The following is a 20,193-nucleotide window of genomic DNA, read 5'->3' as shown; positions in this document are numbered from 1 at the left end:
GACCGTCCGATAGGGCGTCCCCATCGTCAACAGTTCAGCGTCAGCCACGCCATGAGTCGGCAAGACCTGTGAATCAAGACCTTCTTTCCCGTACGTCGCAGAGCCCCGCGAGTCAGCCGGGGCACCCACACCTATGGCTCCCAACGGCGCCGAACCCCCGCCGAGGGCGGCAGCCGATTCCCGTTGATCAGATGGGTGCGGCCCGCCGACCGAAGCCACCGCCCACAACGACGAAGGACCACCACCGGCAGGCGAGGTCGGCGCGCTGGAGAAAGTGATCGTCACCTTGCTCGGACCCGCCAGGCGGTACGCAGAGCCGGTCGACGGTCGAGGGGTGCGGCTCAGTGCAGAAGTCCCCCCATCGTCCGCTGACGGAGAACTGGCGGCACCGGAGAGATCATCTTGCGACGAGGGGGAGTTGCCCGGATCGGGGCGCCTCGCTTTGGCATTCCGTTTGCGCGCGCCCCGCCTCGACATCTATCCCCTCCGCGATCGTCCTCGACCCGAGGTCCGACCGCCGGCTTTCCCACCCGCGTCCCGCCCCGGGCCTGCCGCCCGGGTGGGCGGCTTCGGCCTTGACCGCACGACCACCTCGATCACCGTCGTGGGCGGGTCGATCAGACCCTCGCCGCACAGCCGGACGACCGGTTCGGCGCCACCCAGGACGGCCACCGCATCCCGGTGTTCCGCCGCTTCCTCGGCAGCAGTGGCGCCCTTGAGCGCCAGCAGCCTGCCGCCGACCTTGGCCAGCGGCAGACACCAACCGGCCAACCGGTCGAGCGGGGCGACCGCCCGCGCCGTGACGACGTCGGCGCCGGCGGGGGGTCCGTCGACGACGTCCTCGGCGCGACCCCGGACGACCGTGACGGTCGATTCGAGGCCGAGTGCGGTCACCGCCTCCGACAGGAAAGCGGTACGTCGTGCCAGCGGCTCGACCAGGGTGATGTGCAGATCCGGCCTAGCCACTGCCAGCACGATACCGGGCAAACCGGCACCAGACCCGACGTCGACCACCGAAGCGCCGATAGGGATGATCTCGGACACCACGGCACAATTCACCAGGTGCCGTTCCCAGATGCGCGGTGCCTCCCGTGGACCGATGAGCCCCCGCACAACGCCGTCCGTCACTAGGAGCCGGGCATAGTCCACCGCCAGACCAAGCCGGTCACCAAAGACCTCGGCGGCAACCGCCGGCGGCTCAGGAGAGGCAGACACGGCAGGAGCGGCAGCCGAAGAGGCGGATGGAGCGTCCGAAGGTGCGGACCCCGACGTCGGCGCGCTCGAGACCTCCGTACCGGAACCGCTTGGATCTTGAGAAACAGCACGCGAGGAGGTGCGACCCGGGAAGGCGATCGGTCGCCGCGGAGCTCTCTTGGCCCGGAAAGACTGCGGCCCGGGCGAATTCTCACCCGGGCCGGCGTCTCCCTCGCCGAAGCGTGGGTCAGTCATCTCAGTCCGCCACACGCACCACGATGCGGCGGTTGGGCTCGACGCCCTCCGACTCGCTCTGCACACCGGTGATCGCGTTGACCACGTCGTGCACGCACTTGCGCTCGAAGGCCGACATCGGCTCGAGGCGAACCGGGTCGCCGTGCTCCTTGACCTTTTCGACCGCGTTGCGCGCGACCGCGGCCAGTTCCTTGCGCCGCGACGCCCGGTAGCCGCCGATGTCGAGCAGCAGGCGCGACGGCGAGCCGGTCGCCCGGAAGATCGCCAGGCGGGTCAGCTCTTGCAGCGCCTCCAGCGTGGCGCCGCGCTGACCGACGAGCGGCTGCAGCCGGCCGCCGACCACCTCGACCATCGGCCGGCCCGCCGACACGAGCTCGTCGATGTCGCCGTCGTAGTCGAGGATGTCCAGCAGACCCTCGACGTAGTCGGCGGCGATCTCGCTCTGGCGGAACAGGTCGCCGTCGGAAGCAACGGTCTCCGACGTCTTGGTCTCCTCCTCGGGGGACGTCGACGGCGAGGACGAGGCCGGGGCCTCGGCGGAGGGCGTGCTGGTGTCGGTCACGGTCTCATCTCCGTACTCAATCGGGCCGGACCTGCTCGGTCCGCTGTTTCCCGCGGCGGCGTCGGCGGTGGGCCGGACCGCGGGGAGGTATTGGCAAGGGGAGCGCCCGGGCGTTCACTCGGCGAACACCCGGGCAGCGATCATCCCTTGGGTTTGCTCGCCGGCCGGGCGCCCTTCTTGGGATTCACCGGTTTGGCACCAGGCTTGGGCGCCAGCGCCTTGGTGTCGACGACCGGGGCGGGCGGCTCGGGCTGCTGCTTCTTGCCGAACAAGCCACCGCTGCGGCCGGGCTGCACCGGGCTCTTCGGGGCGGCGCCACCGGCCAGCTTCTTTACCGGCGGGCCGGACGGGCGGGCCGGGGCCGAGGAGCCGGGCTTCTTGGCCATGGGCGGCGGCGGGAACTTGCGGAGCACCCACTGCTGCTGGGCCAGCGTGAACAGGTTGTTCGTGACCCAGTAGATGATCACACCGATGGGGAACAGCGCACCGGAGATGAGCAGCGAGGCCGGGATGCCGTAGAGCATCAGGCGCTGGATCATCTTCTGCTGCGGGTCCTCGGCCCAGCCGGTCTTGAGGATCATCTGACGGCTGGTCAGGTACGTCGTCGCCATCATGATCAGCACCAGGATGCCGGCGATGATCTTCACCGTGGTGCCGTTGGCCTGCAGTGCCGTGAGCTCTTCGGGCGTCGAGCCGAACTTGCCGGCCAGCGGCGCGGTGAACAGCGACGCGTGGGTGGCGCTCTCGAACTGCTCGACGGTCCAGCCGTACAGGGTTTTGCCCTGGTTGTCGGGGTTCAGCCGGCGCAGGGTGTGGAAGAGGCCGAGGAAGACGGGGATCTGCAAGAACATCGGAAGGCAGCCCATGAGCGGGTTGGCCTTCTCGGTCTTGTAGAGCTCCATCATTTCTTTCTGGAGCGTCTCCCGGTCACCCTTGTGCTTCTCCTGCAGCTCTTTGACCTTGGGCTGCAGCGCCTGCATGGCCCGCTGGCTCTTGATCTGCTTGACGAAGACGGGGAACAGGATGACCCGGACCGTCACCACGAGGAAGACGATCGCCAGGATCCAGGACCAGTTCGAACCGATGAACCGGCCGTCGGGCACACCGATGAAGTCCCAGAGGGCGTGCCAGCGCAGGAGGATCCACGAAATGGCGTAGTAGATCCAGTCGAGACTCAATTCAGGCTCCAGTCACATCGGCAGGACGGTGACGGATCGGGTCAGGTACCGGGTCGTACCCGCCGGGGTGGAAGGGGTGACAGCGCAGGAGCCGCCAGACCGCCAGGCCCGTCCCCTTCACAGCGCCGTGACGCGCCAGCGCTTCCTGGGCGTACGCGCTGCACGAGGGGTAGAACCGACAGCGGGCCGGCAGCACCGGACTCACATAACGACGGTACGCGACCACCATCGCCGTCAGCACGCGGGCAAGCAGGCTCATCGCGGACGCCTCGGTTTGCGCGCCGCGGCGAGCGCGGCCGACAGATCGGTTCCGAGGGTCGCGTACGACGCCCCGGCCGCCGCCGGCAGCGCGCGCACCACCAGCGTGGCCCCGGCCGGCAGCTCGCCGAGCAGGGGTCGCACGAGGTGCCGCAGACGGCGGCGGACCTTGTTCCGCACCACCGCGTTGCCGACGGCTTTGGATACGACGAAGCCGGCGCGCGCCGTGGAGGCTTGCGCCGGCTCCTCGAGAAGCAGATGAACGACAACCGTGCCCCGGCCGACGCGACGTCCACCGCGAATCGCTGCGGCGAAGTCGGCGCTACGCCGCAGTCGCTGCGCCGCGGCCAGCACGACTACCTGGGCATTCCGGCCCGACAGCCGTCGGCTCAGGCCGACAGCTTGTCGCGGCCCTTGGAACGGCGCGAGGCGAGGATGGCACGCCCGGCCCGGGTGCGCATGCGCAGCCGGAAGCCGTGGGTCTTGGCACGCCGGCGGTTGTTCGGCTGGTAGGTGCGCTTGCTCACGTCAAAACTCCGTCTTCGTACAACATCCAGGGGGCATCAAAGCTGCAAGACGCCACTTTAGCAGAACGCGGCGGAGCAACCGCTCGACCCTACGCAGGGCGACCACGCCGGTCAACCATAGCCTGATCCGGCACGCCGCCGCCCGTTCACCCGGTCGGTGACCGGCTTGGTCTTTCTACACAGGTAGTGAATTTTTTCGCGGACTCGGACACTCGACTGCCGGAGGCGGAGTTGATGGTTCGCCGAGATCGCTGTTAGCGTGCCCGTTTGCTGGTCAGCAGCAACGCTGTCCGCATACCACGACGGGTCGGCCAGAACCAGACAAGCGGGTGAATCGTTCGCCACGATGAGCCTGCCGAACCGCGCCGTACCAGGCTCCGGAAGTCTGCCGACCATCCGGCCGGGGAGCGTCCGCCGGGCGTGCACAGGTTGTGGATAACCTGTGGATAGCCGGTGGCGCCGAACGTCTTCAGCACGTTAAATGTGGTGCTGGGTCAGGGGGAACCGCCGAGCGCTGAGCGAGCGCCGGCGGGCAAGGCGGTAGCCGGATTGAGGTCCACCGGGGGTCGGTGGCGATGGGGGTGGCGCGGCGGTGGCCGATCAGGTCGACCTGAGCGGTGTGTGGAAGGCGACGCTGGATGAACTGGCCGACGAGATCTCGTCGCGTCAGCAGCGCGCCTATCTGCAGCTGACTCAGTTACGCGCCATAGTCGAGGACACGGCCCTGCTGGCCGTCCCCGACGCCTTCACCCGCGACGTCATCGAGTCCCGCCTGCGCCCGGCGATCACCGAGGCGCTGAGCCGCCGGTTGAACCGCCCGATCCAGGTCGCGGTCACGGTCAAGCCGCCCGAGGACGGGTCCGGCCTGCCCGGCACCGTCTACGGCACCCCGGTCGAGCCCGAGCCCGACCAGGCCGGCGAGCCACAGCCGCGGCACTACGCCGAGCCGCCCCGCCAGCCCGAGCCGCCTTCCTACGACGGCTACCCCGCCGCCGACGGCTACCCGACCGGTTCCGCCCAGCAGCCTTCCTATCCCCGCGGGGTCCCGGCGGCCCGCGGCGGTCAAGAGGCGCTCTTCGGCGACCCGATGCCCGCTCCGCCCGCGCCGGTAGCCCGGATGGGCAATCCCGTGACGCACGTCACCGAGAATGCCGACTCGCAGCTGCGCGACAACCAGCGCCGACCCGACGACCAGATGCGCGGCGGCAACGACCCGCGCGACGACACTCTGCAGATGCGGGGCGACAACGGCCCGGGCCGCTCGCCGGTCGACATCCGCCCGAGCAGCAACCCGCGCGGCACCAACGACGGCAACCGCCTCAATCCGAAGTACATGTTCGAGACGTTCGTCATCGGCTCGTCCAACCGCTTCGCTCACGCGGCCGCCGTCGCCGTCGCCGAATCGCCGGCCAAGGCCTACAACCCACTCTTCATCTACGGCAGCTCCGGTCTGGGCAAGACCCACCTGCTGCACGCGATCGGTCATTACGCGACCACACTCGGTCACGCCCGCAGTGTCCGCTATGTGTCCACCGAGGAATTCACCAACGACTTCATCAACAGCCTGCGCGACGACAAGACGCAGGCCTTCCAGCGCCGCTACCGCGACGTCGACATTCTGCTGATCGACGACATCCAGTTCCTCGAGAACCGCGAGCGCACGCAGGAAGAGTTCTTCCACACCTTCAATACGCTGCACAACGCGAACAAGCAGATCGTCATCAGCTCCGACCGTTCGCCGCGCCAACTGGCCACATTGGAAGACCGCATGCGCACCCGCTTCGAGTGGGGCCTGCTGGCCGACATCCAGCCGCCCGACCTCGAGACCCGCATCGCGATCCTGCAGAAGAAGGCCGCGCAGGAAAGGATGTACGCGCCCGCCGACGTGCTCGAATTCATCGCGTCGCGCGTCTCCAACTCGATCCGCGAACTCGAGGGCGCCCTCATCCGGGTGACCGCGTTCGCCAGCCTGACCCGCTCGCCGGTACAGCTCTCGCTGGCCGAAGAGGTGCTGCGCGACTTCATGCCCGACGGCGCCGGCCCCGAGATCACCGCCGACCAGATCATGGTGTCGACGGCCGACTACTTCGGTGTCTCCCTCGAAGACCTGCGTGGCCACTCCCGCTCACGTGTGCTGGTCAACGCGCGCCAGGTCGCCATGTATCTGTGCCGCGAACTGACCGAACTCTCCCTTCCCCGCATCGGACAGGCCTTCGGCGGCCGCGACCACACGACGGTCATGCACGCCGACCGCAAGATCCGGCAGCACATGGCGGAGCGCCGCTCGCTGTACAACCAGATCGCCGAGCTGACGAACCGCATCAAACAGAACTCGTAAGCCGACGCATACGAGAAACAGGCGCCGCATACGAGGAAACACAAGATCTAAGGACGTATCCAGTACGCGGCCGCGCGCCAATCCGTCCCGTGCCTCTTACGTTCGCGGTGGGCGGGAGTTCGCCTTGCTTCGCCAGGGGCGGGGTGAAGGTCAACTTCTCATCTCGTACGAGGCGGTGGAGCGCACGGTCCAGTCGGGGCACAACCCGACGCCCACGCGCCGCTCCGAGCCGTGACCCGCTCAGCCGGGTCAAAGGCACACACCAGCGGCACAAAGACCAACCCGCGACGCTGCCGACGTGTCTCTCGTCTGTTCCTGCAGTTAGCGGCGCTGGTCCACCGGTTGTCCACAGGCCGCCCCAGGGGCATGCGCCCTTCGTGCGGACTCTCCACAAGGAGGCCTCGGCGGTGGGCTTGCCGGCCGGCTGGGGGTATAGCGCAAGCGGGCCTCGGGCGGCTGCGCATCCCGCAGATCTCCTGCTCTCAGGGTTAATCCACACGGATCGGCGTCCCTCTTGCGAGTTGATTCTTCGCATTCCTCCACATTTGTCCACAGGTTGTGCACAGGGCCAGCGCTTGGGTCCACGGGTTATCCACAAGACGGCGACACGCATGAGGCTCGACACGACCCGATCGTGGTTCGGACGCCACCCATCCCCAGGGCCGGTTTGTCAACGCCGGGACGGAACCGTTTCGTGCCAACGTTGTCCACACTAATCCACAGCAATTCACAGGCCCTGTCCCCAGCGGTGGACAACAGCCGGCCGCTCGTTCCACAGATGTGGAGAAGTCTTGTGGAAATCGATGTGGACAGACACGGAGAGTCACACAGCTTTCCACCGCCTGTGGAAGCGTGTGGATTTCCTGTTGAAGACTCTGGGGACGACGGGCCGGAAGCGTCCCGACGTCATCCACAGGGCGGGGGATAAAACCCGTGGATATCCGGTGGATAGCCGGTGGACAGCGGTGGACAACCCGCCGTCGGCTCCCCGACTGTGGACACGGACCGGGGTTTGTACCCTGGTTTCCCACATGTGAATCACCGGTGGATAACGCGCTGAGCTGCGAAAACTCGAGTTCTCCACAGTGTGCACAGGCCCGATGAAGACGACTAGTTATCTCTCTAAGACAACAAAAAGCAATCAACGGCGTTGTGGAAGTTGTGGATCGGTTCGCTTCCGGCTCCTCAGCGGTCCCGCTCCTCAAGAGCGCACCGAGATCAAAGGCAGGGGCAAGGGACCGGTGCTCACCAAGATCGGCACACCAAGGGGCTGCGAGGGCGGCTTCCCGGCGGTCACGATGGTGGACCACACTGATTAGGTCACTCCCGGCCCGGCGAATATGGTTCGTAGGGGTCGACGACGCCCCGACAAGAGAAAGCGACGCGGAGGACAGCATGAAGTTCCGGGTGGAGCGAGACGCACTCGCCGACGCCGTGGCGTGGACGGCGAAGAGCCTGCCCAGCCGGCCGTCGGTGCCGGTTCTCGCCGGTGTCATGCTGCGCGTCACCGACAGCCGTCTGCAGGTCTCCGGCTTCGACTACGAGGTCTCCAGCCAGGTCACCGTCGAGGTGCAGGCCGACGCCGACGGCGCCGCCCTGGTCTCCGGCCGCCTCCTCGCCGAGATCACCAAGGCCCTGCCGGCCAAGCCGGTCGACATCGCCGCCGTCGGCGCGCACCTCGAACTGGTCTGCGGCAGCGCCCGCTTCACCCTGCCGACCATGCCGGTCGAGGACTACCCGAGCCTGCCCGAGATGCCGTCCAGCGCCGGCACGGTCGACGCGGCCGCCTTCGCCGCCGCCGTGGCCCAGGTGGCCGTCGCCGCCGGCCGGGACGAGACGCTGCCGATGATGACCGGCGTGCGCATCGAGCTGAACGGCTCGAGCATGGCCATGCTGGCCACCGACCGCTACCGCCTGGCCATGCGCGAGATGGAGTGGAACCCGGACGACTCCGAGATCAGCCTCAACGCGCTGGTGCCGGCCAAGACGCTGAACGACACGGCCAAGACCCTGGGCCCGCTCGGCGGCTCGGTCGTGCTCGCCCTGGCGCAGGGCAACGCGGGCGAGGGCATGATCGGTTTCGCCGGCGGCACCCGCCGCACCACGAGCCGCCTGCTCGACGGGGCCAACTACCCGCCGGTGCGTTCGCTCTTCCCGGCCAGCAGCAACGCGCAGGCCCAGATCGGGGTGGCCGCCCTCGTCGAGGTCGTCCGTCGCGTCGCCCTGGTCGCCGAGCGCACCACCCCGGTGCTGCTGAGCTTCAGTGAGGACGGTCTGGTCGTCGAGGCCGGTGGGACGGAAGAGGCGCGGGCCAGCGAGGCCATGGAGGCGTCGTTCACCGGTGAGCCGCTGACGATCGGCTTCAACCCGCAATACCTCATCGACGGACTGCAGAACCTCGGCGCCCCGAACGCGATCTTCTCGTTCGTCGACGCATTCAAGCCCGCTGTGATCTCCCCCGCATCCGAAAACGGCGAAATCGTGCCCGGATACCGCTATCTGATCATGCCGATCCGGGTAACCCGCTGATACTGAAGGTTGTTCAGGCGATTCGCCGCTGGTCACCGTTCGGTGGCCGACGCCTGAATAATCTTCACGGGCAGCACAGCAACGCTCATCTAGGGGGACACCATGCAGCTCGGCCTCATCGGTCTCGGCCGAATGGGTGGGAACATGCGCGACCGGATCCGCGCAGCCGGACACGAGGTGGTCGGCTACGACCACCACCCGGAGAACAGCGACGTGGCCAACCTGGCCGAACTCGTCTCGAAGCTCTCCGCGCCGCGGGTCGTCTGGACGATGGTCCCGGCCGGCAAGATCACTGAGGACGCCATCACCGAGCTCGCCGGGCTGCTCGAGCCGGGCGACATCATCGTCGACGGCGGAAACTCCAAGTTCACCGACGACGGCCCGCGGGCCGAGCGTCTGAAGCCCAAGGGCATCAAGTACCTCGACGTCGGCGTCTCCGGTGGCATCTGGGGCAAGGACAACGGGTACGCCCTGATGGTCGGCGGCGACGCCGAGGACGTGGCGAAGGTCCAGCCGATCTTCGACGCCCTCAAGCCGGCCGGCGAGTTCGGCTTCGCGCACGCGGGCACGCACGGCGCCGGCCACTACGCCAAGATGATCCACAACGGCATCGAGTACGGCATGATGCAGGCCTACGGCGAGGGCTACGAGATCCTGATCGCCTCCGAGCTCGTCCACAACGTGCCGGCCGTCATCAAGAGCTGGCGCGAGGGCAGCGTCGTCAAGTCGTGGCTGCTCGACCTGCTCGACCGGGCGCTCGACGAGGACCCGACCCTGTCCGGCCTCAAGGGCTACGTGGACGACACCGGTGAGGGCCGCTGGACGGTCGACGAGGCCATCCGCCTCGCCGTGCCCGCCCACGTCCTGGCCGCCTCGATCTTCAACCGCTTCGAGTCGCGTCAGGACGACTCGCCGGCGATGAAGGCGGTGGCGGCGCTGCGTCAGCAGTTCGGCGGCCACGCCGTCAAGCGCTGAGGCACACGTGTACGTACGCCGGGTCGAGCTGGCCGACTTCCGTTCCTACGAGCGAGTTGCGGTTGATCTCGAACCCGGCGTGTCCGTGCTGGTCGGCCAGAACGGCATGGGCAAGACCAACCTGATCGAAGCACTGGGCTATGTGGCCACTCTGGACAGTCACCGGGTGGCCACCGACGCTCCGCTGGTGCGGGCCGGCGCGGCCTCAGCCGTGATCCGCTGCGCGATCGTCCACGAAGGACGCGAGCTGCTGGTCGAGCTCGAGATCGTGCCGGGCAAGGCGAACCGGGCGCGGCTCAACCGTTCGCCGGTCCGGCGCCCGCGCGAGGTGCTGGGCGCCCTGCGCATGGTGCTGTTCGCCCCCGAAGACCTGGAACTGGTGCGCGGCGACCCGTCCGAGCGGCGCCGCTACCTCGACGACCTGCTCGTGGCCCGCCAGCCTCGCTTCGCCGGCGTGCGCTCCGACTACGACCGGGTCGTCAAGCAACGCAACGCCCTGCTGCGGACGGCCTATCTGACCCGCAAGGTCGGCGGCAACCGCGGGCAGGATCTGTCGACGCTCGCCGTCTGGGACCAGCATCTGGCGCACCACGGCGCCGAGCTGCTGGCCGGCCGGCTCGAGCTCACCGCGGCCCTCGGTCCGCATCTGACCAAGGCGTACGACGCGGTGGCGGCCGGGAAGGCGTCGGCGTCCATCGCGTACGCGGCCAAGCTGGGCGACCACCTCGTGCCGGACCGCCCGGCGCTCGAGCAGGCGCTGCTGGCCTCGCTGCAAGAGCGGCGACCGGCCGAGATCGAGCGCGGCACCACCCTGGTCGGCCCGCACCGCGACGACCTGACTCTGGCCCTGGGCGATCTGCCGGCCAAGGGCTACGCGAGCCACGGCGAGTCCTGGTCGTTCGCGCTGGCCCTGCGGCTGGCCGCCTACGACCTGCTGCGCTCGGACGGGATCGAGCCGGTGCTGGTGCTCGACGACGTCTTCGCCGAGCTGGACGGTGGCCGCCGCGAGAGGCTGGCCGCCCTGATCTCGGACGCGGCCCAGCTGCTGGTGACGTGCGCCGTCCCCGAGGATGTGCCGGCCGCCCTGCGCGGGGCGCGTTTCGACGTTTCCACAGGTACGGTGACTCGTGCCGTCTGACGAGCAGGAGCCCCGCCCTGATCCCGCGCGCGACCGCCGTGAGCTGCACGACGAGCTCGTCCGGGAACGCCACGAGGGCCTGGCCCGGGAGCGCCGGGCCGACCTGTCCCGCGGCGAGCGCGACGACCTGGCCCGCGAGCACCGCCCGCCGTCCACAGCCGAACGCTTCTATCCACAGGCCGATCCACACGGCCTGGCCCGCGAGGAACTGGGCGACGTCGACGACGGCTGGTACTCGTCCGAGCCACCCGCCTACGACGATCCCGGGCCGGCCGAGTTCTTCGACCACCGAGATCGCGATGAGAGGCGATCTGCGGGCGCGGGGCGTGGGGACGGTGGCCCGACCCCGGCCGAAAGGCGTTCGCGGCCTCAGAAGGCCGCTGAGGGCGATCAGGTCGACTTCGATGCGGCCCCCCGCCCCCGGCCGAAGGTCTCCGGCCCGAACGAGAAGCCGGCGGTCTCCGGCCCGGACGAGAAGCTAGGGGTCTCCGGCCCGGACGAGAAGGCCGAGGGCGCCTCCGGGCCGGAACTCGCCCGTGCCGTGCTCGACGCCGCGCTGGCCAAGCGCCGCGAGGCGGCCGCCAAGAACCCTCGGCGACGCTTCGGCGGTTCGGGCGAGGGGAGTGGCCGCCGGCTTCGCGGCTATTCCGGCCCCGGCCCCGACCCGCGCGACCCGCAACTCTTCGGCGACATGTTGCAACGCCTGATGAAGGCACGCGGCTGGGAACGACCGAAAGCCGAGGCCACCGTCTTCGGCGCTTGGGAAAAGGTGGTCGGCCCTGAGATCGCCAAGCACTGCCGTCCGGTCAAGCTCGACGCCGGCATCCTGACCGTCGAGGCGGAATCCACCGCCTGGGCCACCCAGCTGCGCCTGCTGAACGCCAAGCTGCTGCGGAACATCGCCGGCGAGGTCGGGCACAACGTGGTCACCCGGATGAACATCCACGGCCCGGCCGCCCCGTCCTGGAACAAGGGCCCGCGCCGGGTCCAGGGCCGCGGCCCGCGCGACACCTACGGCTGATAGATCCGTTCGATCGGCAGCGACGGGTTGGCCGCGGCGTGTTCGGCCAGCTCACCGTCGTCGAGCAGAGCCAGGATCTGTGCCTCGGGCAGCCGTGGGCAGGACGCCATTTCCCGCCGTACGCCTTTGTCCGGATCACCGAGCAGCCGGGCGATCACCTGTGGACCGGCCTGTGGATCGCGTGCGACCAGCCGCCGCACGGCCGGATCACCGTCGTCCGCGAACCGCGCCAGCCCGGCCACCGGGAACAGCGGATGCGCCGCGAGCTGATCGCGCCCGCACCCTGTGTGCTCGAGGAAGCACCGCAGCAGCAGGTCGGGCGGCGCCGCCGGGTGATGCAGGGCGGTGAGGACCCGTACGCCGAGGTCAGGGTCGTCGGTCAGCGGGTGTGGGAGCTCGCCGTTGCGGGCCGCGCGCCGGCGCAGCAGCGGGTTCACCGACGGGGCCCAACGCCGGGCGTCATCCAGCGACGGCGGCCGCTCGTCGCCGTGCCGGGGCGGATGCGGTTGCGGGCACTTCCGGGCCGGCCCGTAGTGCCCGTCCTCCGGCATCGTCGTGAGGTCGATGTCGATGGCGGCCCGCTGCTCCTCGGTCAGACCAGGATGGACGGACACCCTTGTCCGCACCCCGGCGTCCGGGTCGGCCGCCAGCCGCAGCAATTGCTCGTCGCTGAGTTCAGCCCGTTCCGCCAGGCGCCGCCGCACCTCAGCCGACGGGTGCCGAGTCAACGCCTCCACCACGTCGGCCGGCGTCGACGGGTTCGTCCCGACGAAGTAGAGCGCCTGCTCATCGGACATCACCTGGTCGATCAAGGCGCGGGACAGGGGTCGCTGCAGGACCGACCAGAACCCGTGGGTATGCGTCGGCGGCAGGTCGGCCGGCTGCATGATCCGCTGATGCTCGGCGATCCTGCGCTCGGCGGCGAGCCGGACAGTGTCCACAGCATCGGCGGCCAAAAGCGGCAGATACTCCGGAACGTTCAAGGCGTGCACGCGGATCCGCGGATCGGGATGCCGCACAGCCACCGCTTGCAGCCGCGCATCGTGGCGAACCGCGAAGTCCAATTCGCCCAGAATCTCCTCAGTGGTCATCAGAGCGTCCGGGCTCGGGTCTGCAGCGTCGCTCAGCAGACCGGCCAGATCCTCGTCGGTCAGAGGCATGCGAGCCACCACCGCCAGCCGGATCCGCCAGTCCGGATCGGCCAGCAGCCGGTACTGCAGATCACGGTCGGTGCCCGAATGCTCGGCCAGGGCAAACAGCGGGCCAAGGCCATGGTTCCGAGCGATGATCGCCTCTTGCAGAGCGCGCGGCACGACCGCTCGGTGCCGAAGTGCTCGACTCAGAACGGCCGGCTCAGTTCCTAGCAGACTGAGCAGTACCGAAGCCGGCGCGGCGGGGTTTCGAGCTATCCCACGAAGCACCGAGGCGGGGATTTTGGGCGCAACCATTTACGCACGTCGCCCGGGTGGGTTTCGCGTTCTGGACGCGCCAGCGGCCAGCGAAACCCGCCCGGGCCCTCGGCGGGAGCGACGGTCTGTACCCACCACCCCGCTACGACCTCCAGATCTTGACCTTCCGGATTTTCCAACGACCGGATTTCCAAGGATCAGTAGTCCGCGAACACCGCAAACCCTCGCTCGGCGCAGCGGCGATAGAAACCTCCCAGGATCGCAAGCTCGGAGCGGGCGAAACTCCAGTGCGGAGGGTTGCCGGACTCGTCGCGCAGCGCCGCCAGCCGGTGATCGAGCCAGCGCAGCTGCTGCTCGGCGAGCCGCCCCGCCGCGACCGCGTTCCGCATCACCTGGGCCACCGAGTCGAACGTGACCAGGTCGCCGTACCCCTCGTGACCCTCGACGAAGCGCTCGAGACCGCCGGCGATCCACGCGCAGCCGTCCGGGTCGATCACCGGGTCCTCGTCCTCGGCGGCGGCATCGGTGGCGTAGAGCACGCCTTCCAAGCCCAGCAGAAGATCGACCAGTTCGGTGTACGCCGTGGCCCGCACCGTCCCGGTCTTGGCGATGTGCAGTGCCAGGGCGCCGGTGGGCGCGGCGATGTCGGGCGCGTCGGCGATCGCCCCGAAGTCGACGAACTCGGCGGGAGCCACCGGGTCGTAGTACTGATTCGTCCGCGGCCAGTGCACCGCGACGTTGTCCAGCCCCTTGTCATGCGCCATCTGGGGGCCACCCCTCCTCGACCTGCGTCGCGGCCGTCCGGCCTTCACCGGCCCGCGCGGGCAGAGGTTACGACACGAACCCCTGTCGCCGGGAGGCAGTGTCGCAGTGCGTGGCGGTGACCGGCGGAAGGCGCGCGGCAGTGATCGGCCGCCGGATCACTTGCCGTTGCGCGGGGCCCCCGCTCCGTGTAGGGGGAGACTTGGGAGCGGCCTCCGATCCGGCTACGGCAATCTGAGGCACCCGGAAGGGGTGCCGGACCCTCGCCAACTGGCTTCGGCGGAGTAGAATCGACGGAGACCGGGAAAACCTCAGAGCAACGATCGCGGTTCGGCGTCCTCGTGGACGAATCGGACTGCTGTCGTCACGCTACGCGGTTTTCCCAGCCGATCACGATCCGCGGGCCTGCCGCGGCGACCGGCGAGCACGGTTCCACCGGTGGTCCGCTCCTCCCCGCGGGTTGTCATCTGTGGCTCACCCTGCCCTCCGTGCGCCCGCATGTCCGCCGTCCCCGTGCGGGGCCCCACCAGGGCCTCAGCACGAGAAAGTGGCCGAGGGTGGCAGAGAACAAGCAGGAATACGGCGCCGAGTCGATCACCGTGCTGGAGGGGCTCGAGGCTGTCCGCAAGCGCCCGGGCATGTACATCGGCTCCACCGGCGAGCGGGGTCTGCACCACCTGGTCTGGGAGGTCGTCGACAACGCGGTCGACGAGGCTCTGGCCGGCTACTGCGACACGATCGACGTGGTGCTGCTGGCCGACGGCGGCGTCTCGGTCACCGACAACGGCCGTGGTTTCCCGGTCGACCTGCACCCCAAGCTGAAGAAGCCGGGCGTCGAGGTGGCGCTGACCGTGCTGCACGCCGGCGGCAAGTTCGACAACAAGGCGTACGCGGTCTCCGGCGGTCTGCACGGCGTCGGCGTGTCGGTCGTGAACGCGCTCTCCACCAAGATGTTCGTCGAGATCCACAAGTCCGGGAACGTGTGGCGCCAGCACTACACGGCGTCCGTGCCGGGTCCGCTCGAGAAGGGCGAGACCACCGACACCACCGGCTCCATGGTGCAGTTCTGGCCCGACCCGGCGGTCTTCGAGACGGTCGAGTTCGACTGGCAGACGATCTACCGCCGCCTGCAGGAGATGGCCTTCCTCAACCGGGGCCTGACCATCAAGCTCACCGACCAGCGGGCCGAGTCGGCCGACGAGAGCGGCGAGCCGCGCAAGGTCGTCTTCATGTACGAGAACGGCATCGCCGACTTCGTGCGCCACCTCAACGCCACCAAGAACGCGATCCACAAGACCGTGGTCGAGTTCCAGGCCGAGGACAACGAGGCCCGCATGGCGGTCGAGATCGCCATGCAGTGGAACGAGTCGTACGGCGAGTCGGTCTACACCTTCGCCAACCGCATCAACACGCACGAGGGCGGCACCCACGAAGAGGGCTTCCGCGCCGCGCTGACCGGTGTCGTGAACCGCTACGGCAAAGACAAGAAGCTGCTCAAGGGCGACCAGAACCTCTCCGGCGAGGACATTCGCGAGGGCCTGGCCGCGATCATCTCGGTGACCCTGGCCAACCCCCAGTTCGAGGGCCAGACCAAGACGAAGCTCGGCAACACCGACATGAAGAGCTTCGTCCAGCGGGTGGCCAACGAGCAGCTCGCCGACTGGTTCGACCGCAACCCGGCCGAGGCCAAGCAGATCATCACCAAGGCCGACCAGGCCGCCCGGGCCCGCATCGCGGCGCAGCAGGCGCGCAAGCTGGCCCGCCGCAAGTCGCTGCTCGAGTCGGGTTCCATGCCGGGCAAGCTGGCCGACTGCCAGTCGACCGACCCGCGCGAGTCCGAGCTGTTCATCGTCGAGGGCGACTCGGCCGGCGGCTCGGCCAAGCAGGGCCGCAACAGCCGCATCCAGGCCATCCTGCCGATCCGCGGCAAGATCCTGAACGTCGAGAAGGCCCGGATCGACCGGGTGCTGAAGAACAACGAGGTCCAGGCGCTGATCACCGCGCTCGGCACCGGCATCCACGAGGACTTCGACGCGGCCAAGCTGCGCTATCACAAGATCGTGCTGATGGCCGACGCCGACGTCGACGGCCAGCACATCCAGACGCTGCTGCTCACCCTGCTGTTCCGCTTCATGCGGCCGCTGGTCGAGATGGGCCACGTCTACCTGGCCGCCCCGCCGCTCTACAAGATCAAGTGGAACAAGCGCGGCGACGACGCCCAGTACGCCTACTCCGACCGCGAGCGGGACGGCCTCATCGCGCTGCGCCAGCAGAAGAAGCCCAACGCGAAGCCGGACGACATCCAGCGCTTCAAGGGTCTGGGCGAGATGAACTTCCAGGAGCTGTGGGACACGACGATGGACCCGGCCACCCGGACGCTACGCCAGGTGACACTCGACGACGCCGCGGTGGCCGACGAGTTGTTCAGCGTGCTGATGGGTGAGGACGTGGAGGCGCGGCGCTCGTTCATCCAGCGCAACGCCAAGGACGTGCGGTTCCTCGACATCTAGATGGCCGCCCGGGGGCGCTGTATCCACAGCGTCCCCGGGCTTTCCACAACGTTATCCACAGCAGGATGCGTAGTTTCGCCGTACATGTCTGGTTTCACCTTGAGTAAGGGTTAACAGTGACTGACACTCCCGAGACGCCCGACGGCGACGAGGCCCCGGACACCGGCGGCGTGGCCCAGCGGGTCGAGCCCGTCGGCCTCGAGGTCGAGATGCAGCGCTCCTACCTCGACTACGCGATGAGCGTGATCGTGGGCCGCGCGCTGCCCGACGTCCGCGACGGCCTCAAGCCGGTGCACCGCAAGATCCTCTACGCGATGTACGACTCCGGCTTCCGCCCGGACCGCGGCTACGTCAAGTGCGCCCGCGTCGTCGGCGACGTCATGGGCAACTACCACCCGCACGGCGACTCGTCGATCTACGACGCCCTGGTGCGCATGGGCCAGCCGTGGTCGCTGCGCTACCGGCTCATCGACGGCAACGGCAACTTCGGTTCGCCCGGCAACGACCCGCCGGCCGCCATGCGGTACACCGAGTCGAAGCTCTCGCCTCTCGCCATGGAGATGCTGCGGGACATCGACGAGGACACCGTCGACATGCAGGACAACTACGACGGCCGTACGCAAGAGCCGACCATCCTGCCCGCCCGGTTCCCCAACCTGCTGGTCAACGGGTCCGAGGGCATCGCGGTCGGCATGGCCACCAAGATCCCGCCGCACAACCTGCGCGAGATCGCGGCCGCCGTGCAGTGGGTGCTCGACCACCCCGAGGCTGACGAGGCCACCACGCTCGAGGCGCTGCTCGAGATCGTCAAGGGCCCGGACTTCCCGACGTACGGCCTGATCGTCGGTCAGCAGGCGATCCAGGACGCGTACCGCACGGGCCGCGGCTCGATCCGGATGCGCGCCGTGGTCGAAGTCGAGGAGGACGCCCGGGGGCGCCCCTGCCTCGTCGTCACCGAGCTGCCGTACCAGGTCAACCCGGACAACCTCGCCGAGCGCGTGGCCGAGCTGGTCAAGGAGGGCAAGCTCACCGGGATCGCCGACATCCGCGACGAGTCCTCCGGTCGTACGGGCATGCGGTTGATCCTCGTCCTCAAGCGGGACGCTGTGGCCAAGGTCGTGCTGAACAACCTCTACAAGCACACCCAGCTGCAAGAGACGTTCGGCGCCAACATGCTGGCCCTGGTCGACGGCGTGCCGCGCACGCTCAACCTGGCCCAGTTCATCCTCTACTACGTCGAGCACCAGGTCGAGGTCATCCGCCGGCGCACCGCGTACCGGCTGCGCAAGGCCGAGGAGCGCGCGCACATCCTGCGCGGCCTGGTCAAGGCGCTCGACGCGCTGGACGAGGTCATCGCCCTGATCCGGCGCTCGCCGACCGTCGACGACGCCCGCAGCGGCCTGATCCAGCTGCTCGACATCGACGAGATCCAGGCCGGCGCGATCCTCGACATGCAGCTGCGCCGCCTGGCCGCCCTCGAGCGGCAGCGGATCATCGACGAGCTGGCCAAGATCGAGCTCGAGATCGCCGACCTCAAGGACATCCTGGCCAAGCCGGAGCGGCAGCGGGCGATCGTCAGCGAAGAGCTCGCCGAGATCGTGCAGAAGTACGGCGACGACCGGCGCACCCAGATCATCCCGTTCGATGGTGAAGTGTCGATGGAAGACCTCATCACGCGCGAGGACGTTGTGGTGACGATCACACGAACCGGTTACGCCAAGCGGACGAAGGTCGACCTCTACCGGTCCCAGCGGCGCGGCGGCAAGGGCGTCAGCGGCGCCACGCTGCGGCAGGACGACATCGTTTCGCACTTCTTCGTGATCTCGACCCACGACTGGATGCTGTTCTTCACCAACAAGGGCCGGGTCTACCGGGCCAAGGCGTACGAGCTGCCCGAAGCGGCCCGCGTGGCCAAGGGCCAGCACGTCGCCAACCTGCTCGCGTTCCAGCCCGACGAGCACATCGCCCAGGTCATCCAGATCCCGAACTACCAGGTCGAGCCCTACCTTGTGCTCGCCACCAAGAATGGCCTCGTGAAGAAGACCCGGCTCGAGGAATTTGACTCCAACCGCAGCGGTGGCATCATCGCCATCAACCTGCGGGAGGACGACGAGTTGGTGGGCGCTGCGCTGGTGGCACCGGAGAACGACCTCCTCATGGTCTCCAAGCACGCCCAGGCGATCCGATTCAACGCAACCGATGAGGCGCTGCGTCCTATGGGTAGGGCCACATCGGGAGTCATCGGCATGCGCTTCAGCGGCGACGACGAGCTCCTGGCCATGGAAGTGGTCCGGGAGGGTATGGATGTGTTGGTCGCCACCAACGGTGGGTATGCGAAGCGCACGCCGATCGAGGAGTATCCCGTGCAGGGCCGGGGCGGCAAGGGCGTCCTCACCGCGAAGATCACCGAACGTCGTGGTGGGCTCGTGGGAGCGCTCGTGATCAGTCCCTTGGATGAAATATTTGCCATCACCAGCAATGGTGGTGTCATCCGGACTCCCGTGAAGCCTGTACGGCAGACGCGGGATCGGAACACAATGGGGGTCAAGCTGATGGACCTCCCAGAAGGTGTAACCATCGTGGCGCTTGCTCGCAATGCCGACGAGCCTGACGAACAGGACTAGTTGATGCCGGAGACACAGGCGAAGTCGGGGGCCACGGGGAGCTCGGCGACTCCGAACGAGGCGGGCAAGGACAAAGCCGCCCCGAACGGACGAGACGGAGCGGCCCGCGGCGCTGCCTCGGCCGAAGCCCCGTCCGCTCCGAAGTTCACCCGGGCGCCGGGCATGGCCCCGCCCCCCGGTGAGCCGAACGCGGACCACGACGGCTCCGACGCCAAGCGGCCCGGTCAGCCCGTCAAGGGCTCGGCGAGCGTGCCCACCGTGACCAAGGGCAAGGGTGCGGCCCCCGGCAGCAGCTCGGGACGCGTCAGCGTGCCGCCGGCCGGCAAGACGGGCACCGGGCCGCAGCAGCGGCCCGGCGGTGCGTCCGGGGCCGGCAACGCCAAGGGTGGGGCCGCGGCCAGCGGCTCGGCCGCCGTCGGCGCGGCCCGGGTCACCGAGGTCGTGCGCTCGGCGCGCTCCACCGTCTCGTCGGCGGCCGCCCGCGGCCCCCGGCGGGCCCGGCTCAACCTCAAGCGGATCGACCCGTGGTCCGTGATGAAGTTCTCGTTCGCCGTGTCAGTGGTGCTGTTCATCGTCGTGGTCGTGGCCACCTCGGTGCTCTACCTGGCCCTGGACGCCATGGGCGTGTGGGGCGAGGTCAACACCAGCCTCAAAGAGCTGGTGAGCGCCAGCGGTGGCGACGACGCGTCGTCCAGCGGCAGCTTCCAGATCACCGCGTGGGGCGTCATCGGCACGTCGATGCTGATCGGCGCGGTCAACGTCGTGCTGTTCACGGCGCTGGCCACGCTGGGCGCGTTCATCTACAACGTGTGCGCCGACCTGGTGGGCGGGGTCGAGCTGACCCTGGCCGAGCGGGACTGAGCCAGAAGCAAGGGCGGAAGGGGGCCACCCCGTTTTGGTGGCTCCCAACCCG

16 protein-coding genes are annotated in these 20,193 nt (G+C 68.7%); 8 read left to right on the top strand and 8 right to left on the bottom strand.

All coding sequences use genetic code 11. The features are described from left to right. Positions 1-477: 477 nt before the first annotated feature. The 6 genes from rsmG to rpmH form a co-directional block, all read right to left on the bottom strand. Positions 478-1,449: a 16S rRNA (guanine(527)-N(7))-methyltransferase RsmG gene (gene rsmG, locus OWR29_RS38670; RefSeq protein WP_438872710.1), complete on the bottom strand. Its 972-nt coding sequence runs from the start codon at positions 1,447-1,449 to the stop codon at positions 478-480. Position 1,450: 1 nt separating this feature from the next. Beyond that, the gene (locus OWR29_RS38665; protein ID WP_324291299.1) at positions 1,451-2,011 is read right to left on the bottom strand and encodes a Jag family protein; all 561 of its coding nucleotides are present in this window, start codon (positions 2,009-2,011) and stop codon (positions 1,451-1,453) included. A gap of 140 nt (positions 2,012-2,151) precedes the next feature. Beyond that, positions 2,152-3,189, bottom strand: coding sequence for a membrane protein insertase YidC (yidC, locus tag OWR29_RS38660; protein WP_267568472.1), 1,038 nt, complete (start codon positions 3,187-3,189; stop codon positions 2,152-2,154). 1 nt (position 3,190) lies between these two features. Next, entirely contained in the window at positions 3,191-3,448 is a 258-nt protein-coding gene (gene yidD, locus OWR29_RS38655; protein ID WP_215795203.1) for a membrane protein insertion efficiency factor YidD, read from the bottom strand. Then, positions 3,445-3,801, bottom strand: a complete 357-nt coding sequence (rnpA, locus tag OWR29_RS38650) for a ribonuclease P protein component (protein ID WP_267568471.1) — start codon at positions 3,799-3,801, stop codon at positions 3,445-3,447. Before rnpA ends, yidD begins: the two co-directional genes overlap by 4 nt. Before the next feature lie 35 nt (positions 3,802-3,836). After that, positions 3,837-3,974 (bottom strand): 50S ribosomal protein L34, encoded by a 138-nt coding sequence (gene rpmH, locus OWR29_RS38645; RefSeq protein ID WP_133873797.1) that lies wholly within the window; start codon positions 3,972-3,974, stop codon positions 3,837-3,839. A 592-nt stretch (positions 3,975-4,566) separates the two neighbouring features. Here rpmH and dnaA point away from each other — a divergent pair. The 5 genes from dnaA (at position 4,567) to OWR29_RS38620 (ending at position 11,975) form a co-directional block, all read left to right on the top strand. Further along, complete coding sequence (gene dnaA, locus OWR29_RS38640) at positions 4,567-6,312, top strand: chromosomal replication initiator protein DnaA (RefSeq protein ID WP_267568470.1); 1,746 nt, start codon at positions 4,567-4,569, stop codon at positions 6,310-6,312. A 1,395-nt stretch (positions 6,313-7,707) separates the two neighbouring features. Then, positions 7,708-8,841: a DNA polymerase III subunit beta gene (dnaN, locus tag OWR29_RS38635; RefSeq protein ID WP_267568469.1), complete on the top strand. Its 1,134-nt coding sequence runs from the start codon at positions 7,708-7,710 to the stop codon at positions 8,839-8,841. 102 nt (positions 8,842-8,943) lie between these two features. Further along, positions 8,944-9,816 (top strand): phosphogluconate dehydrogenase (NAD(+)-dependent, decarboxylating), encoded by an 873-nt coding sequence (gene gnd, locus OWR29_RS38630; protein ID WP_267568468.1) that lies wholly within the window; start codon positions 8,944-8,946, stop codon positions 9,814-9,816. A gap of 7 nt (positions 9,817-9,823) precedes the next feature. Further along, complete coding sequence (recF, locus tag OWR29_RS38625) at positions 9,824-10,954, top strand: DNA replication/repair protein RecF (RefSeq protein WP_267568467.1); 1,131 nt, start codon at positions 9,824-9,826, stop codon at positions 10,952-10,954. Positions 10,955-11,495: 541 nt separating this feature from the next. Next, positions 11,496-11,975, top strand: a complete 480-nt coding sequence (locus tag OWR29_RS38620; protein WP_267568533.1) for a DciA family protein — start codon at positions 11,496-11,498, stop codon at positions 11,973-11,975. On the opposite strand, the gene OWR29_RS38615 is transcribed toward OWR29_RS38620, so the two are convergent. Together OWR29_RS38615 and OWR29_RS38610 are read right to left on the bottom strand one after the other, a co-directional pair. Continuing rightward, the gene (locus OWR29_RS38615; protein ID WP_267568466.1) at positions 11,966-13,288 is read right to left on the bottom strand and encodes a hypothetical protein; all 1,323 of its coding nucleotides are present in this window, start codon (positions 13,286-13,288) and stop codon (positions 11,966-11,968) included. The two genes, OWR29_RS38620 and OWR29_RS38615, sit on opposite strands and share 10 nt — an antisense overlap. 293 nt (positions 13,289-13,581) lie before the next feature. After that, positions 13,582-14,148 (bottom strand): hypothetical protein, encoded by a 567-nt coding sequence (locus OWR29_RS38610; protein ID WP_267568465.1) that lies wholly within the window; start codon positions 14,146-14,148, stop codon positions 13,582-13,584. A gap of 555 nt (positions 14,149-14,703) precedes the next feature. Between OWR29_RS38610 and gyrB the strand changes: the two genes are divergently transcribed. The 3 genes from gyrB (at position 14,704) to OWR29_RS38595 (ending at position 20,141) form a co-directional block, all read left to right on the top strand. Next, positions 14,704-16,656, top strand: a complete 1,953-nt coding sequence (gene gyrB, locus OWR29_RS38605; RefSeq protein WP_267568463.1) for a DNA topoisomerase (ATP-hydrolyzing) subunit B — start codon at positions 14,704-14,706, stop codon at positions 16,654-16,656. Between the two features lie 116 nt (positions 16,657-16,772). Beyond that, positions 16,773-19,280 (top strand): DNA gyrase subunit A, encoded by a 2,508-nt coding sequence (gene gyrA / locus OWR29_RS38600; protein ID WP_267568462.1) that lies wholly within the window; start codon positions 16,773-16,775, stop codon positions 19,278-19,280. 3 nt (positions 19,281-19,283) lie between these two features. Further along, complete coding sequence (locus tag OWR29_RS38595) at positions 19,284-20,141, top strand: DUF3566 domain-containing protein (protein WP_267568460.1); 858 nt, start codon at positions 19,284-19,286, stop codon at positions 20,139-20,141. Positions 20,142-20,193: the final 52 nt, after the last annotated feature.

Source organism: Paractinoplanes pyxinae (genome assembly GCF_026626335.1).
Lineage (GTDB): Bacteria > Actinomycetota > Actinomycetes > Mycobacteriales > Micromonosporaceae > Actinoplanes > Actinoplanes pyxinae.
The sequence above is the reverse complement of the archived record's forward strand: the minus strand, read 5'-3'. Positions and strand labels throughout refer to the sequence as shown.

Coding starts and splice junctions, on each gene's coding strand:
- gnd (WP_267568468.1), top strand. CDS start 8,944: ATGCAGCTCGGCCTCATCGGTCTCGGCCGAATGGGTGGGAACATGCGC.
- OWR29_RS38610 (WP_267568465.1), bottom strand. CDS start 14,148: ATGGCGCATGACAAGGGGCTGGACAACGTCGCGGTGCACTGGCCGCGG.
- yidD (WP_215795203.1), bottom strand. CDS start 3,448: ATGAGCCTGCTTGCCCGCGTGCTGACGGCGATGGTGGTCGCGTACCGT.
- rsmG (WP_438872710.1), bottom strand. CDS start 1,449: ATGACTGACCCACGCTTCGGCGAGGGAGACGCCGGCCCGGGTGAGAAT.
- OWR29_RS38595 (WP_267568460.1), top strand. CDS start 19,284: ATGCCGGAGACACAGGCGAAGTCGGGGGCCACGGGGAGCTCGGCGACT.
- dnaN (WP_267568469.1), top strand. CDS start 7,708: ATGAAGTTCCGGGTGGAGCGAGACGCACTCGCCGACGCCGTGGCGTGG.